Origin of the sequence: Thalassospira profundimaris (assembly GCF_003326755.1) — a bacterium.
Classification (GTDB): Bacteria; Pseudomonadota; Alphaproteobacteria; order Rhodospirillales; family Thalassospiraceae; genus Thalassospira; species Thalassospira profundimaris_B.
On the sequence record NZ_JPWH01000013.1, the window covers coordinates 78873 to 96627 of the forward strand.

The following is a 17755-nucleotide window of genomic DNA, read 5'->3' on the forward strand; positions in this document are numbered from 1 at the left end:
GACTAACCATGCCGTGCGACCATTTCGACAATCGGTTCCAGATCGGCCCACAAATCTTCTGGGTCTTCCATGCCAATCGACAGGCGCAGGACAAGGCCATCGGGGGCATTACCGGCAAACTGGCGCATCTCGCCAATTGCCATTGGCACCATCAGGCTGTGCGTCCCGCCCCAGGATGCACCAATCGAAAAGGTTTTTGCCTGATCAATCAGGCTATTCAGCTCGCTTGCATTGTCCGCCGGGACGACAATGCTGAAAAGCGCGCTGGCCCCGGCAAAATCACGCTTCCACATTTCATGTTGCGGGTGGCTGGACAGGGCCGGATGCAACACCCGTTTCGGGTCCATCTTTTTGGCCATGCGGGTGGCGAAATCCAGCGCAACCGCGCTGCCATGTTTCAGGCGCACCGCCATTGTTTCCATGCCGCGCAACACCAGCGTGCAATCGTCAGGCGATACCCCGATGCCCAGCATGTGCAGGGTCGATTTCAATTTTGCATGCAGGGCATCGTCATTGACCGAGACCGAGCCCATCAGCAAATCCGAATGTCCGGCGAAATATTTGGTCAGGGCCTCGACGACAATGTCGGCACCAAAATTCAGAGGCTTGAAATGCAGCGGGCTGGCCCAGGTATTGTCAATCGCCACCGGAATGCCCCTTGCACGGGCGGCCCCGGCAATGGCGGGCAGATCCTGTACTTCCATTGTTGCCGAACCGGGGCTTTCCACCCAGACCAGTTTAACGCTGTCATCCAACATACTGGCAATATCGGCACCAATCAGCGGGTCATAAACCCGATGCGCAATACCACGTTCGGCAAGGTACCCGTTACACAGGGTGCTGACCGGCGGGTAGGCGCAATCAGGCACCAAAACCGTATCGCCCGGCTTTAACAAAGCCAGAAAGACCAGCGAAATGGCGGCCTGCCCGGAAGGTTGCACCATCGTGTATTTTGCGCCTTCAAGGGCCGAAATCGCGGCTTCGAGCGTGCGGGTGGTCGGCGTACCATGCAGCCCATAAACATACCCCTTATCGCCACGCTCCGCCCGGCTGGCATAGGCCGCCGAATTTTCAAAGGCAATGGTAGAGGCACGATAAGTCGGTGTTGCCAGGCTGGCAAAACCTTCATGGGATATTTCGGGCGGACAAACACAAACGGTTTGGTCTTTCATGTGGGGCGCTCCGTGGTGGCGGTAATTTCAGGGTATGACGGCAGACAAATGATGACGCGGACATCCGGACCGGCAAGGTAAATCCTTGCAATCCTTCCGCTTTGGCAAACAGTATTCATAACAGATCGCATTTCATCATACCATGCAAGGCCCGATAGCACGTAAGCCGCCCCAAATCGCAGAATGCAAAAAAAAGCTGTGCGAGGTCATCGCACAGCCAGGTAATTCCCGAGCGGGAATGAAAGTCCGGCACGGACAGAAATACGCCGGACTTTTTCAAATATAGCAATCAGATTTCAATTATAGTCGCGCTGATCATCGATCACCTTGCCATCATTGGGCAGGCTGCCCGGTGTGGCCGGTTCAACAATGCCGCGCAATTTGCATACATCATGCACGGTGGCCGCCACCGCATCGGCATCAAACCCGCTGGCATCGGTTTCACAGGCCAGTGTCATGACATCATTGTCATTCACCCGCGACACAACCAGCCGCGCCCTGGCAATTTCGGGGTGACGGCGCACCACCTCGGCCACTTGCTCCGGATGGACAAACATGCCTTTTACCTTGGTGGTCTGATCGGCCCGGCCCATCCATCCCTTGATGCGCTGGTTGGTGCGCCCGCACGGGCTTTGCCCTGGCAAAATGGCGGAAAGATCGCCGGTGGCAAAGCGCACCAGCGGATAATCCATATTCAGCGACGTCACCAAAACTTCGCCCACCTCGCCATCCGCCACCGGAATGCCCGTTCCCGGACGCACGATTTCCAGGATAATATCCTCGGCCACGATCATGCCGTCACGGGCCTCGCTTTCATAGGCAATCAGGCCCAGATCGGCACTGGCATAACATTGCAGCATGGTCACACCGCGTTCGGCAAACCAGCCCCGCAGGGATTCCGGCAGGGCCTCGCCCGAGACCAGCGCCCGGCTGATGGAGGACACATCCGCCCCCATTTCATCGGCCTTTTCGATCAGGATTTTCAGGAAGGACGGGGTGCCGACATAGCCGGTGGGGCGGATATCGGCGATCGCCGTCACCTGGCTTTCGGTTTGTCCAACACCCGCCGGAATCACCGCACAGCCACAGGCGCGCGCGCCACTGTCAAAAATGAAGCCACCCGGGGTCAGGTGATAGGACATGCAATTATGCACCACATCACCGGGCCTAAATCCGGCGGCATAATAGGCCCGGCCCATACGCCACCAGTCATCCCCCTTGCCCTCCGGGTCGTAAATCGGACCGGGGCTTTGAAAAACACGGCCCAGCGCACCAACTGGTGTGGCATTCAACCCGGCAAAGGGGCGATTTTCAGCCTGCATGGCAATCAGATCGGATTTGCGAGTAACCGGCAATTTTGCCAGTTCCGCCCGGTTGGTCACGGCCCCACTCGCCACCCCCTGCAAAATGGTGCCAAAGCCTTTGGTCTTGTCACGGGCATGGGCAATCAGGCCCGGCAATGATGCCATCAGGCGACCTTCGCGGGCGTCCGGGGCCAGGGTTTCCTTGTCGTCAAAATAGGTTTGCAATGTCATGGCCTGTTCCGTGTGCTTGAAAAGTGCCGGTGCGCCGTCCAAACGGCAATTCTGTCGGAACGCCGCATCACAGCCAGCGTTTGCGCCGTTTATAGGATTTGATGTTCTTGAAGCTTTTGCGGTCTTCCGACCCGCCGCCAAGGTAAAATTCCTTGACGTCCTCGTTATTCAAAAGCTCGTCGCGGGTACCATCGAGCACCACCTTGCCGCTTTCCATGATATATCCATAATCGGCAACCTTCAGGGCAAAATTGGCATTCTGTTCGACAATCAGCATCGTGATACCCTGATCACGGTTGATCTTTTCAATGATGCCAAAGACCTCCTTGACCAGCAAGGGTGACAGCCCCATCGAGGGTTCGTCCAGCAAAATCATTTTCGGGCGCGCCATCAGCGCGCGACCAATGGCGAGCATCTGCTGTTCCCCGCCCGACAAATAGCCAGCCAGCCCGGTGCGTTCACGCAGGCGCGGGAAATAGTCAAACACCATGTCGATATCGTCTTTAACGCCCTTGTCCTTGCGGGTATAGGCGCCCAGACGCAAATTCTCGAGGCATGTCATATCCTCGATAATGCGGCGGCCTTCCATCACCTGGAAAATGCCGGACCGCACAATATCTTCGGGGTAACGGTTGGAAATGGGCTGCCCGGCAAAGGTAATTTCGCCGCGCGTCACCTCGCCATCCTCGGTTTTCAAAAGACCCGAAATCGCCTTGAGCGTAGTGGATTTCCCCGCCCCGTTCGGCCCCAGTAACGTCACAATGCTGCCCTGTGGCACATCAAGCGACACGCCGCGCAAAACAAGGATCACGTCGTCATAAACGACTTCGATGTTATTGACCGACAACAGCGGCGGCGCGGTTTCAATTTTGCGGGCGGGTTCGGACATGGATCACCTTCGCAACAGCAGCTAAAAATAAAAAACAAATCAATACACTGAATAAGTATCCGGCGATGGTGACGCCGCCACCAGGGTGCCGGAACCGTTTTGGGGAAAACAGCTGGTTCCGGCACCCGGCGGGAGACATCGTTTCACACCGAAAGGCGACAGGTCCTAGTAGCCCAGCCAGTCATCACGACGCGGTAGGGTCACGGTTTCCAGTTTGGTAACTTTCACATCACCGCCGTGGGCTTCACCGCTATAGATATTGACGGTGTTAATGCCGCGATGGTCTTCGGCCGTCCAGGTGGCGGGCATGCAAACGCCTTCCAGACCTTTGGGCACCCAATCGGTGCGGGCATACATGCCCTGCTTGATATTCGCGCCGGTAATGCCGCCATTTTCCTTGGCCCATTCCATGGCTTCTTTCATGTAATAGACCGAGCAAATGCCGCGAATATAATGGTGGGTACGGAACTGCTCGCCGGTTTTATCCGATTCCATTGAAATCTTGCGCACCAGTTCCATGCCCGGCACCCCTTCGTCCGTCCAGAAGCTGGTCATGACCGGGAAAACATAATTATCAACATCGCCAATGGTTTTAAGGGTTTCGTAGTCCCCCGCCCAGATATTGGCAAGCCAGGTCGGATCAACCCCCACCGTGCCACAGGATTTCACCAGCGACACCACCGACGGCCCAAGGTTGCCAAGATAGCCATAATCGGTCCCCGCTTCTTTCAGGGTCAGGCACTGTGCCTTGAAATCCCCCGGCTTCATCGACACCACAACCGGGCTGGTCACATCAAAACCCAGCTCGGTGGCATATTCCGCGCAGGCTTCTTTGGGGGCATTGGGATAAGGGTGGTTGTCGCCGATATGGCTGAATACCGGTTTGCCCTCGCCGCCTTTTTTCTTCCAGTCCTCGGCAGCCCATTGCACCATTGCCCGGCAGGCATCGGAATAGGACGCCCCATAGAAAAAGTTATAGGGGGCCGGTTTTGCGGTTTTCGGGTTTTTGCCCGTCGGGTCGGTCAAATGGCCGGAATAGGAGGCCGAATAAACCGGCACTTCATCCTTGGCAACAAAGGAAATCAAAGCTTCGGTATCGCCCGTTCCCCAGCCCTGCATCGCGATCATATTGTTGCGCGAACGCCACTTTTTGTAATTGGCAATCGCCTGGGGCACCTTATAGGCGTAATCGACCGATTCAAATTCCAGCGGGGTGCCGTCAATCCCGCCATTTTCCTTGATATAGGACAGCGCATCACGCACACCATCGGCATAGAACTTGCCGATAAAGCCGGTTGCCCCGGTAATATCCATCAAATGGCCGACAAACACGCTGTCTTCCGCCTTGGCCGCGCCAACCGAAAGGCCGGTTGCCATCATCGCGGTTGCCGCAATCAGTTTCTTCATCTCGACGTCTCCCTTGGACGTTTCATTGAACACAAAAGCCTCCCGGTCTCCCCCGTATTTTTATTGTCCAGGCGGGGTTTAATCGCCCGCCCAGTGGGGGTTTGGTCAGTACGAGAAGGGATAAAGCTTCCAGTACGCCCTGATCTGTTGCCAGCGGTGAGCCAGACCGTCGGGTTCAAAAATCAGGAACAGGATGATGGCCAGACCGATCGCCATCTCCTTGATATAGGCCAGGCCATCGGTCACAGCGGTGCTGTTGGCCCAGTCAAAAACACTAAGTGCACTAACGCCGGTTTCCATCACTTCGGGCAGCAGCACCATAAACACGGTGCCCATCAGCGCCCCTTTAACCGACCCAAGGCCACCAATAATGATCATGCCGAGAAACTGGATGGAAAGCAGGATGGTAAAACCCTCTGCCGAGACATAGCCCAGATAATGCCCATAAAGCGCCCCGCCAATACCGGCATAAAAGGACGACACGGCAAAACTGAGCAAACGGTATTTCGTGAGGTTAATACCCATAATTTCAGCCGACAGATAATGGTCACGCACCGCGACAAAGGCCCGCCCGTCTCGCGACCGCATCAGGTTGCTACCCAGCACATACATGATCACAAGGAAAAACAGGCTGACATAAAAGAAGCTGAAATCATCCATGATTTCATAGCCAAACACATTGATCGGATTGGCCGCCGCCCCGTAAGATCCGCCGGTAAACCAGTCCGCACGGGCAAAGAAATCCTCAAGGATAAACTGGGCAGCCAGGGTCGCGATTGCCAGATAAAGCCCCTTGATACGAGCTGCTGGCAATCCAAACAACAGCCCCACTGCCGCCGTTGCCATGCCTGCCAGCGGAATGGAGAGCAAAACCGGAATGCCGGTATGATTGTTAATCCAGGCCGAGGCAAAGGCCCCAAAGCCAAAAAACGCCGCATGACCAAGCGAGATTTGCCCGGTAAAGCCAACCAGAATGTTCAGCCCCAGAGCGGCAATGGCGAAATAGGAAATCTGGATAAACAGATTAACGTAATAACCATCAAGAACAAACGGGATCAGCCCCACCGCGACAATGCCCAGAATGGCGGCATTGCGCACAAAGGTGGTGTCAAATATCCGCGTGTCCTGGCGATAGGTGGTTCGGAAATCGCCACAGGGACGCATTGAAAAACCGGCCATAATGGATCGTCCCCCTGATCAGATACGTTCGATGTCTTTGGTGCCAAACAGGCCGTATGGCTTGATGCACAGAATGATAATCAGCACATAAAACGGTGCGATGGAAAACAGGTTGCCCCAGTGCAGATACTGCCCGTCCACAAACTCCGCCCCGTTTTCCAGCAGGCCGATAATCACCCCGCCCACAATCGCCCCGATGATGGAATCCAGCCCGCCCAGAATAACCGCCGGAAACACCTTGATGCCAATCACCGACAGGCCCGATGACACACCATTGACCATGCCGATCACAATCCCTGCGACCCCGGAAACCAGGGCCGAAATCGCCCAGGACATGGCAAACACGGTTTTCACCGAAATGCCCAGGCTTTGGGCCACCTGCTGGTCAAAAGCGGTTGCGCGCATTGCCAGGCCCAGTTTGGAATATTTAAAAAACCAGTAAAACGCCGCCATGATCACCAGCGAGATCACGAAGCTCATGATATAGGCCGTTTCAATCTGCATGCCGAACAGGCTGATGGTGCGGGTATCAAACACCTGCGGATAGGTCGCCGTGGTGGCGCCAAAAATCCATTTTGTCGCCGCCTGAAAGAAAATAGACAGGCCGATTGTCACCATGATGACGGAAATGATCGGTTCGCCAATCATGGGGCGTAAAATCACCATTTGCAGGATAATGCCAAAGGCCATCATGAACAGCAGGGTAAAGACAAATCCCAGCCAGAACGGCATTTGAAATTCGACCAGAAACGCATAACAGACCCACGCCCCGATCAGCAGGAATTCGCCCTGCGCGAAATTGACCACCTGGGTTGATTTGTAAATCAGCACAAAACACATGGCGACCACGCCATAAAGCGTTCCGACAATCAGCCCGTTGAGCAATAACTGAAACAACAGTTCAAAATTCATGGTGCCATCCCTGTCATGGCGAGGATGCGGCCATCCCCGGTTTTGTTTTTTTGCCGCGTCTTATGGTTATTCGGCGGCTTTCGGGGCGTTCTGCACCCCGTTCGGACCTTCCAGATCGACCACGCGCACACTGGTCTGAATCCGGGTTTTTGATCCGTCCTGGAAGGTAATCATGGTGTCGATATCGACCGTCTCGGTGCCCGAATAAACCGCATCGATAATGTCGGCATATTTTTCGGCAACCACACCCCGACGCACCTTGCGCGTCCGGGTCAGTTCGCCATCATCGGCATCCAGTTCCTTATACAGCAGCAGAAACCGGCGGATGCGCTGTGCTTCGGGCAGGGTTTCGTTTACCTGGCGCACTTCCTCGGCAATCATGTCATAGACCTGTGGCTGGGCCGACAGATTGGTATAATTGGTAAAGGAAATACCGCGCTGTTCGGCCCATTTCGCCATGATCGAAAAGCGAATGCAGATCATGGCCGATAAAAACGGCAGGCCCTTGCCCAAAATCACCGCCTCGGCAATGAAGGGCGAGAATTTAAGTTTGTTTTCAATGAATTGCGGCGAATAGCGGATTTTGGTCGATGTTTCGGCCAAATCTTTCAAACGGTCAATCACCACCAGATGGTTATTGTCCTTTTTGAAATATCCGGCATCCCCGGTGCGCATCCAGCCATCGGCCACATCCTCGTCATAGGCGGACTGGTTTTTATAATAGCTGGTAAACATGCCCGATGTGCGGGCAACAATTTCGCCCACCCCGTTTTCATCGGTATTGATCACCTTGATTTCCGAATTATCAAACGCCACTCCGACGGTATCAAAATCAATATCGTCAGGTTGATGGATGGTATAGGCACCACACAGTTCGGTCTGACCATAAAGCTGGCGCAGCGGCACCCCCATGGCATGGAAAAACTTGAAGGTTTCCGGCCCCATCGCTGCCCCGCCGGTGGCGGCTGATCGCAAATTGCTAAATCCCAGCCGGTCTTTTAAGGCATTCATCAGCAAAATATCCGCTGCCTTGGAATGCCCGCCATTCTCCAGCGCGCCACGGGCCAGCTTCATGCCCCAGTCATACATTTTTTGCTTAAAGGGCGTTGAATCCATCATGCGCGCCCGGACATCGGCGGCAATGGCTTCCCACACACGCGGGGCCAGCAGCACGAAATTCGGCCCGATCTCGCGCAGGTCGGCCATCATGGTTTCCTGCTCTTCCACAAAATTGACGATCTGGCGGCTGACCAGCGATTGCCCGACGACATAGACCTGTTCCATGATCCAGGGCAGCGGCAAAACCGACACATAATTATCACCCGGCAATTTCGGGTCGGCCCGCAAATAGGCCGCACAATGATCCAGGAAATCCCCGGCATTGAGCATCGCCATTTTTGGTTTGGATGTTGTGCCCGATGTGGTGCACAAAATCGCGCATTCATCGCCCCGGGTTTCTGCCAGCAAGCGGGCATAGGCCTGAGCATCGCGCGCCTCAACCTTGCGGCCAAGCTCATAGAGGTCTTCCACCGCCATCAGGCGCGGATCATCATATTTGCGCATCCCCCGCGGGTCACAATAAATGATCTTTTCAACCGTTGGAATCTGGTCTTCCAGCTCCAGCAGCTTGTCGCACTGTTCTTCATCCTCGGCGACAATCACTTTTGCTTCGCCATAGGTGATCAGAAAGGCCACTTCATCATGCAGGCTGTCCTGATACAGGCCGAGCGACCATGCCCGCAGCGCATGGGCCGAAATCTCCGCCCACACCCATTCGGGCCGGTTTTCACCAATGATGCCCACAACATCGCCCGCGCCCACGCCCAGTTCGCGCAGGCCCAGGCTCATCCATTTCACACGGTCATTGTAATTGCGCCAGGTAAATTCCTGCCAGACGCCAAATTCCTTTTCGCGCATGGCAACATCGTTGGGCCAGTTTTTGGCGTTATAGGCCAGCACCTTGGGGAAGGTATCAAGTGCAGCAATATCGGCGTAGTCAGGCACGGTATATTTGTTCATTGTCAGGCGACCTTCCCCGATACGCTGTCGTCTTCGTCATCTTCCTCGCCAAGATAGGCTTTCTTGACGTGGTCATTGGCCATCACCTCTTCGGGCAGGCCTGCCGCAATTTTACGGCCGAAATCCAGCACCATGACCCGCGATGAAATATCCATCACAACACCCATGTCATGCTCGATCATGACAACGCTCATGCCCCATTCTTCATTCAGATCAATGATGAAGCGGGCCATATCTTCCTTTTCTTCAAGGTTCATGCCCGCCATGGGTTCATCCAGCAGGATCAGGTCCGGGCGCAGTGCAACCGCACGCGCCAGCTCCACCCGCTTGCGCAACCCATAGGAAAGGGTGCCCGCCGTTGCCTTGCGAATATGGGAAATTTCGAGAAAATCGATCACGTCTTCGCAGAATTTGCGGTGTTCCAGCTCTTCTTTCTGCGCGCCGGAAAACCAGTAAAGCGGGCCGGTCAGAAAATTGTTTTTCAAAAGGTGGTGGCGCCCGACCATGATGTTATCAAGCACCGACATATGGCCAAACAGGGCGAGGTTCTGGAACGTTCGTCCCACCCCCAGTTCGGCGCGGGCATTCGGTTTCAGGCCGGTTACGTCCTGGCCCTTGAAATGCACCGATCCGCTAGTGGGATGATAACGCCCGGAAATGCAGTTCAGCATCGATGTTTTACCCGCCCCGTTCGGGCCGATAATCGAAAACAGCTCGCCTTTCTGCACCGAAAAACTGACGTCACTCAACGCCCGCACGCCGCCAAAAACCAGCGACACATCGTTGATGCTCAAAATAGGGTCCGATGACGTCATCGTCCTGGTATCCTCCCTGACCTGGGCCGCGTTCACCTGCACCCCGCCCGTTCGGGCACCGTGCAATGAACCGTCCAAATTTCAGCGTTTCCCTGATTTGCGTTTGTTCTTTATTACCCGCCGGTCGATACCGAAAAGGTTGCAACGCAATTAATACGTATTTGAGTACCAAATTCACACAATAGCGTCAACGCGTTGCTGAGGCTGTATTTGACCACAATGCTGCCTACCGCAACGCACAACCATGCCGATACCGTCATCCACGCTGTCGGGACGTAACATTCCGTAAGGTTAATATCTGAAAGAATGAAGGCTGTGAAAAACAGCACTATCGCGGTGCGGCATCACACAAACTGCTTCTCAACCACACATTTCTTCGTCTGCGGCACCAATTTTGAAATTTCATTTCGCAAAATCCCTGCCGATTCGCAATTGGATAACATTTCAAAACTGTTTCACACTGCATTGAAACCGCGTTGCTTTCTTCTTTCTGCCTTTCCACTACAACACGGAATACCAAGGAAAGAACCAGGCACCAAAACAAGGTTGGGCAGGATGGGACTCGCACAGCAATCGCACTGTACGGCGACTGAAAATACCGCATTTTGGGCGTTAAATTTAAAACAGCGTCCCCAGCCATGCGGGCAAAGCCCTGTTATCAGGGTGATTTTGCGAAAGACCCTTTTCGGGGTCTGGACTTTCACCGGGATTTGTGGTGTAACGCCCTCGCACTTCTTATGTGTATCGTGACCCGCGTCACGGTTAACAGATAGCCCACCGCTCGGCGCTCCGACGGTCGGGGTGTCTTGTCACGACAAGCCCTTTAACCACCTTGAGGAGGGTCTGATGTCCATTTGTGGCAAAGACAACCTGCAAACGCGCCGCACTTTGAAGGTCGGGGATGAATCCTTCGACTATTTCAGCCTTAAAGCTGCATCCGAAAAAATCGGCGACGTTTCCAAACTGCCTTTCACGCTGAAGGTCGTTCTTGAAAACCTTCTGCGTTACGAAGACGATTTCACCGTAAAAGCCGACGATATCAAAGCCGTCGTCGAATGGCTGAAATCGCGTAAAAGCACCCACGAAATCAATTACCGTCCGGCCCGTGTGCTGATGCAGGACTTCACCGGCGTTCCCGCCGTCGTGGACCTTGCCGCAATGCGTGATGCCGTGGTCAATATGGGCGGCGATGCCCAGAAGGTGAACCCGCTGTCACCGGTTGACCTGGTCATTGACCACTCGGTCATGGTTGACTTTTTTGGCACCGACGACGCACTCGACAAAAACATGCAGGTCGAGTTTGAACGTAACGGCGAACGTTACGAGTTCCTGCGCTGGGGCCAGAACGCCTTTAACAATTTCCGCATCGTCCCCCCGGGAGCCGGCATTTGCCACCAGGTCAATATCGAGCATCTGGCAAAGGTCGTGTGGACCGGCAAGGACGGCGACGGCAAAAATGTTGCCTATCCCGACACCCTGGTCGGCACCGATTCCCACACCACGATGGTCAATGGCCTGGCCGTTCTCGGTTGGGGTGTGGGTGGTCTGGAAGCCGAAGCCGCCATGCTGGGTCAGCCGATTTCGATGCTGATCCCCGAAGTCATCGGCTTCAAGCTGACCGGTTCGCTCAAAGAAGGTGTTACCGCAACCGACCTGGTTCTGCGCGTCGTTCAGATGCTGCGTGAAAAAGGCGTTGTTGGCAAATTCGTCGAATTCTATGGCGATGCGCTGGATCATATGAGCCTGCCGGACCGTGCCACCATCGGCAACATGGCCCCGGAATATGGCGCGACCTGTGGTTTCTTCCCGATCGATGACGAAACCCTGAACTATATGCGTTCCACCGGCCGTTCCGACGAACAGGTTGCCCTGGTTGAAGCCTATGCCAAGGAACAGGGCATGTGGCGGGAAAGCGGCTTTGAAGCCGACTATACCGACACCCTGGAACTGGACATCTCGACCGTCGAACCGGCACTTTCCGGTCCGAAACGCCCGCAGGACCGCGTGCCGCTCAAGGATGCGGTTTCAAGCTTCACCAAAACCTTTGCCGATATGGCACCTGGTGTTGACGCCGAACGTACCGTCGATGTCAAAGGCGAAGACTTCAAGATGAAGGACGGTAACGTTGTTATCGCCGCCATCACGTCCTGCACCAACACCTCGAACCCGAGCGTTCTGATCGCGGCTGGCCTTCTGGCCAAAAAGGCTGCCGAGAAGGGCCTGTCGCGCAAGCCGTGGGTGAAAACCTCGCTCGCACCAGGGTCGCTGGTTGTGGCCGATTATCTTGAAAAGGCCGGTCTGCAGGATTACCTGGATCAGCTTGGCTTTAACGTCGCCGGTTTTGGCTGCACCACCTGTATTGGTAACTCCGGCCCGCTCGCCGGTCCGATTGCCGGTGCGATTGAAGACCAGGACATGCTTGTTACGGCCGTTCTGTCGGGCAACCGCAACTTTGAAGGCCGTATCAGCCCGCATGTGAAGGCAAACTATCTTGCCTCGCCGCCGCTGGTTGTGGCCTATGCCATCGCCGGGAACCTGAAGGTTGACCTGAACAATGACCCGCTGGGTCAGGATCAGGATGGCAATGATGTTTTCCTGAAGGACATCTGGCCGTCCAACAAGGAAATCGCGGATACCATCGCGGCCTCGATCTCGGCCAAGATGTACAAGGACCGTTACGACAATATCTTTGCCGGTCCGAAACCGTGGCAGGAAATCCAGATCACCGAAGGCGAAACCTACGAGTGGGACAGCAAATCCACCTATGTTCAGAACCCGCCCTATTTTGTCGATATGGCAGCTGAACCGGGTGAATTCTCCGACGTCAAGGGTGCGCGTCCGCTGCTGATCCTGGGTGACTCTGTCACCACCGACCACATTTCTCCGGCCGGTTCGATCAAGGAAGAAAGCCCGGCAGGTGAATACCTCAAGGCCAATGGCGTTGCCGTTCGCGACTTCAACTCCTACGGCGCACGCCGTGGCAACCACGAAGTCATGATGCGCGGTACCTTTGCCAATATCCGTATCCGTAACGAAATGGCACCAGGCACCGAAGGCGGTGTTTCGGTTCATTACCCGTCTGGCGAACAGAACTGGGTTTATGATGTTGCCATGCGTTACCAGGAAGAAGGCACGCCGCTGGTCATTGTTGCCGGTCAGGAATACGGCACCGGTTCCTCGCGTGACTGGGCAGCCAAAGGCACCAATCTTCTAGGTGTGAAGGCCGTTATCGCCGAAAGCTTTGAACGTATTCACCGCACCAACCTGGTCTGCATGGGCGTCCTGCCGTTGCAGTTCAAAAATGGTGAAGGTCGCAAGTCGCTCAAGCTGGACGGTACCGAAACCTTCGATATCGTCGGCATCGCCGATGGCATCACCCCGCAGCAGGATGTGACCGTTCGCATCACCCGCAAGGATGGTTCGACCGAGGAAACAACCGCCATGTGCCGCATCGATACCGAAAACGAAGTTCTGTATTTCCAGAATGGCGGTATCTTGCAGTTCGTGCTGCGCAACATGATCAAAGACGCGGCCTGATCACGCCCCTTCGGGGTTTTCAGGACAGTCAAAAATACCCCGTCAGTTCTGCTGGCGGGGTGTTTTTTGATTTTGAATTGATCTATCTCCTGAACTTCACCCTAAAGACTGTTTAAATTATTCATTCTGCTCTTGTTTGCCTTTTGACACGGGTGACAGAAATGTGTTTTGCCACTTATAATTATACTACCTGAAGAATGACCAGCGACGACAAAATGCAACACCCGCGTGCACCGATACGTATTGGAACCCTAAGCCAGGGAAAAGTCCTGACCTGCGGCCCGGATATGCCGCTCGGCGAGGCGATTGCCCTGATGCACCAGCAGCGCCGAAGCTCTATCGTCGTCACGGAACAAAACCGCCCGCTCGGCGTCTGGACGGAACATGACTGTCTAACGATCCGTGCAAATGATGACGCTGCATTTTCGCGCCCGATTTCTGACTGGATGTCATCGCCGGTCCGGACAATGTCCGCCCACGCCTCTGTCGAGGCGGCGACCTTTCGCATGCGGCGCGACAGGCTGCGTCACCTGATTATTATCGACGATGCCGAATGTCTGGTCGGTATCATCAGCCAAAGCGACCTGATCCGTGTTCCCGGTGCCATTCATCCGCTGCGTGAACGCAATGTTGCCTCGATCGTCCGGCGCAATACCGTGTGTATGCCGGGCGATACTCCGATTGATGAGTTACAGGCCGCAATGCGTGACAATGAATGTGACAGCGCCATCGTTTTCAAACCCGCGGCCGATGCAAAACAATCACTGCCGGTGCAATCTCCGGCAGAAACGGAAACAACGGGCATCACCCATGACATCGGCATTGTGACGGAACGCGACATTGTCGGCTATCTGGTCAAACGCGGTAAATCCGTCACCGCCTGGGAAATTACCAGCCGCCCCGTGCGTCAGATCCCGGATTCCACAAGCCTGCAAGACGCCCGCCAGATCATGATGGATCATCAGATCCGCCATCTGGTCGTGACGGACCCGCAACATAAAGTTCCGGGCATCCTTTCATTTAACGATCTTCTGGCATCGATCGAGCATGATTACCTGCAACACATGCACAATGCGATGGAAGATCGCGATACGGCCCTGGCGCGGGCGCAAAAAGCCCTGCATCTGAGCCGCAAGATCATTGAAAGTTCGCCTGACGGCATCATCATTGTTGATGATCAGGGGAAAATCGAGGACGTCAACCCGTCCTTTACCCGTGTCACCGGTTACAGCCGCAGCGAGGCCATTGGCAGCAGCCCCAATATTTTGCAGTCCGGCCGCCATGACCGCGCCTTTTACCAGGATATGTGGCAAAGCATTACCCGGGCCGGGCGCTGGCAGGGCGAAATCTGGAACCGGCGCAAATCGGGCGAGATTTACCCCGAGTGGCTGTCCATCATTGCCATTCGCGACGAGGAAGGCCGGGTGTTGCAATATGCCGGTATTTTTTCCGACATTACCGATCGCAAACAAACCAGTGAAGATATTCGCCGCCTGTCGCATTACGACGAACTGACCGGTTTTCCCAACCGGCGACGGTTTCTTGATGTGCTGGGACGCACCTTGAACGAACAGCGCGGCAGCAAAAACAATGTGGCGGTGCTGCTGATCGATATTGATAATTTTCAGCGCATCAACAACACACTGGGCCACAGCGTGGGAGATGACGTGCTGGTCGATTTCGCCGGTCGCCTGAACCGTGCCCTGCCGACCGATACCATGCTGGCGCGCATGGGGGCAGATGATTTTGCCATCCTGCTGCCCCAGACGCATGAAAACGACACGCTTGAAACCATCGCCCAGGATTTGATGGAAGTTTTCAATCAACCGCATTTCTCGGCCAATGGCACCGAACTGTTTATTACCGCAAGCATGGGCATCACGCTGTATCCCCGTGATGGCAATGACACCACCATGTTGCTGCGCAATGCCGAAATTGCCATGCTGCGGGCAAAGAACCACGGGCGCAACCGGTTCAATTATTACAACCGGTCCATGAACACCGTCAGCCGCGATACCCTGGCTTTGGAAAGCGATTTGCGCCACGCGGTGGAAAGGCGCGAATTTTATCTCGCCTATCAACCACAATTCCTGGCCTCAAACGGGCAACTTTCCGGGTTTGAAGCCCTGATCCGCTGGCAGCATCCCAAACATGGCGAACTTGGGCCCGACCGGTTCATCCCGCTGGCCGAAGAAATTGGCATGATTGATGAAATCGGCCTTTGGGTGCTGCGTACCGCCTGTATGCAAACCGTTCAATGGCGTCAAAAGGGGCTGCATAACATTACGATGGCCGTCAATGCCTCGCTCCAGCAATTTAACAGCCCGATCGAGTTTGGCGACCTTGTGGCCTCTGTCCTGAATGAAACCGGGCTTGCTGGCGACCGGCTGGAAATTGAGATTACCGAAAGCCTGTTCATGCAGGACATCGAGGATACCTGCCGCAAGTTGCAGCGTATCAGTGATCTTGGCGTTAAAATCGCGCTCGATGATTTTGGCACCGGCTTTTCCAGCCTGAGCTATCTGCGCCATGTGCCGTTTGATGTGCTGAAAATTGACCGGAGTTTTGTCAACGATATTGGCAAGGGCATCGGGGGTAGCGAACTGGTTCGCACCATCATCAATATGGCGCACAACCTGGGCAAAAGCTGTATTGCCGAAGGTGTTGAAAACCTGTCCCAGGAACAATTCCTGCGCGATCACGGGTGCGATTTCCTCCAGGGCTTTTTGCGTGGTCGCCCCGCCCCGGCCGATCAAATCGAAAAAAACTTCGCCCCGCTTTTTAGCCAGCCGCACAGCCAAACCGGTTATAAACCGAATTAACCCGTTTAAAGGGCCCGTGAAAAAGGCGGAAACGCGATGCCGTTTCCGCCTTAATTCTATCGCGCAGCAGCAAGATGCGGATAAAGCCAATAACTTAACTGATCAATCCGCTGATCAGGATAAAGGCAATTGCTGCCGGGGCGATGAACTTCACCAAAATCCCCCAGATATTGATCCAGGCCGGAACCTTGCCATTGTGCGAGGCGAGATCTTCCCTGGCGGCGCCCCAGATCACCCAGCCGACAAACAGCGAAATGAACAGACCGCCAATGGGCAACAGCAATTTCGCCGAGACAAAATCCATCAGGTTAAAGAACGTCATACCAAAGAATGTGGTGTCCTTCATGATCCCGTTTGACAGGGACGACGGAATGCCAAGCACAAAAATGATCAGCCCCATAATGATGGAAGCCACCTTGCGGCTAAGGCCCCGATCATCAACAAAATAGGCAACCACCACTTCAAGAATGGATACCGACGAGGTCAACGCGGCAATTGCCAGAAGCAGGAAGAACAGGAAGGCAAAAAATTCGCCAAACGGCATCTGGGCAAAAACGGCAGGCAACGTGATAAAGGTCAGGCCCGGCCCTGCACCCGGATCAAAGCCAAAGGCGAAAACCGCTGGCAAAATCAAAAGGCCGGCCAATACCGCAACCGCCGTATCAAGCAGAACAACCCAGCCTGCCGCCCCGGCAATATTCTCCTTTTTTGACAGATAAGACCCATAGGTAATCATGGCCCCCATCCCCAGTGAAAGCGAGAAAAACGCCTGGGAGAGCGCATCGGAAACCGTGTTCCAGGTGACTTTTGAGAAATCCGGCTGCAACAGAAAGGCAAGACCTTTGCCTGCCCCTGGCAGGGTTACGGCACGCCCGATCAGGATAAGAAGCAATACAAACAGGGCTGGCATCAGAATTTTCGATGCCCGTTCAATGCCGCTGCCAATCCCCGAAAGCACGACAAATACCGTCAGCGCCATGAAAATGGCATGGTAAACCAGCGGCGAGATATTGCCCGCAATAAAGCCGTCAAACGCGGCACCCAGCACGGCCGGATCGCTGCTGGAAAGGCCACCGGTCACGGCCTTGACCATATAGGCAATCGTCCAGCCCGCAACGACACTGTAAAATGACAGGATGGTAAAGGCGGCACCAACACCGCACAGACCAACCAAAGGCCAGGCCCCACCCTTAAGCTTTTTAAAGGCACCAATGGCGTTTTTCTCGGACAAACGGCCAATCACCATTTCCGCCAGCATCACCGAGAGGCCAATGGTAAAGACCAGTGCGAGATAAATCAGCAGAAAGGCACCACCCCCGTTGCTTCCTGCCATATAGGGAAATTTCCAGATATTCCCCAGGCCAACCGCCGACCCGGCTGCGGCCAGAATAAAGCCGAGGCGTGACCCCCAATGCTCACGTTGTATCATTTCCTGCAAACCCTCTTGTCTTGCCAGTCTCTTTATGTG

The 17755-nt window shown here is 54.9% G+C and carries 11 protein-coding genes; 2 read left to right on the forward strand and 9 right to left on the reverse strand.

Translation table 11 applies throughout. The annotated features are described in order from the left end of the window. Window positions 1–2: 2 nt before the first annotated feature. From TH25_RS15580 to TH25_RS15615, 8 genes are all read right to left on the reverse strand, one after another. Window positions 3–1172 (reverse strand): trans-sulfuration enzyme family protein, encoded by a 1170-nt coding sequence (locus TH25_RS15580; RefSeq protein WP_114089282.1) that lies wholly within the window; start codon window positions 1170–1172, stop codon window positions 3–5. 296 nt (window positions 1173–1468) lie between these two features. Beyond that, window positions 1469–2707, reverse strand: a complete 1239-nt coding sequence (locus TH25_RS15585) for a phenylacetate--CoA ligase family protein (RefSeq protein WP_114089283.1) — start codon at window positions 2705–2707, stop codon at window positions 1469–1471. A gap of 67 nt (window positions 2708–2774) precedes the next feature. Continuing rightward, window positions 2775–3596 carry an ABC transporter ATP-binding protein gene (locus tag TH25_RS15590; protein WP_114089284.1) on the reverse strand — a complete coding sequence of 274 codons (822 nt, stop codon included), beginning with the start codon at window positions 3594–3596 and terminating at the stop codon, window positions 2775–2777. A gap of 165 nt (window positions 3597–3761) precedes the next feature. Next, a complete protein-coding gene (locus TH25_RS15595; protein WP_114089285.1) occupies window positions 3762–5003 on the reverse strand; it encodes an ABC transporter substrate-binding protein in 1242 nt (413 codons plus the stop codon). Window positions 5004–5108: 105 nt separating this feature from the next. Next, window positions 5109–6182: a branched-chain amino acid ABC transporter permease gene (locus tag TH25_RS15600; RefSeq protein WP_073955588.1), complete on the reverse strand. Its 1074-nt coding sequence runs from the start codon at window positions 6180–6182 to the stop codon at window positions 5109–5111. An 18-nt stretch (window positions 6183–6200) separates the two neighbouring features. Continuing rightward, window positions 6201–7094, reverse strand: a complete 894-nt coding sequence (locus TH25_RS15605) for a branched-chain amino acid ABC transporter permease (protein WP_114089286.1) — start codon at window positions 7092–7094, stop codon at window positions 6201–6203. 66 nt (window positions 7095–7160) lie between these two features. After that, window positions 7161–9113, reverse strand: a complete 1953-nt coding sequence (locus TH25_RS15610; protein ID WP_114089287.1) for a long-chain fatty acid--CoA ligase — start codon at window positions 9111–9113, stop codon at window positions 7161–7163. A 2-nt stretch (window positions 9114–9115) separates the two neighbouring features. Then, window positions 9116–9928 (reverse strand): ABC transporter ATP-binding protein, encoded by an 813-nt coding sequence (locus TH25_RS15615; RefSeq protein ID WP_114089288.1) that lies wholly within the window; start codon window positions 9926–9928, stop codon window positions 9116–9118. Between the two features lie 846 nt (window positions 9929–10774). Between TH25_RS15615 and acnA the strand changes: the two genes are divergently transcribed. Beyond that, window positions 10775–13465, forward strand: coding sequence for an aconitate hydratase AcnA (acnA, locus tag TH25_RS15620; RefSeq protein ID WP_114089289.1), 2691 nt, complete (start codon window positions 10775–10777; stop codon window positions 13463–13465). A 215-nt stretch (window positions 13466–13680) separates the two neighbouring features. Next, window positions 13681–16287 (forward strand): EAL domain-containing protein, encoded by a 2607-nt coding sequence (locus TH25_RS15625; protein WP_258549182.1) that lies wholly within the window; start codon window positions 13681–13683, stop codon window positions 16285–16287. A 94-nt stretch (window positions 16288–16381) separates the two neighbouring features. On the opposite strand, the gene TH25_RS15630 is transcribed toward TH25_RS15625, so the two are convergent. Then, window positions 16382–17716, reverse strand: a complete 1335-nt coding sequence (locus TH25_RS15630; protein ID WP_114089291.1) for a sodium-dependent transporter — start codon at window positions 17714–17716, stop codon at window positions 16382–16384. Window positions 17717–17755: the final 39 nt, after the last annotated feature.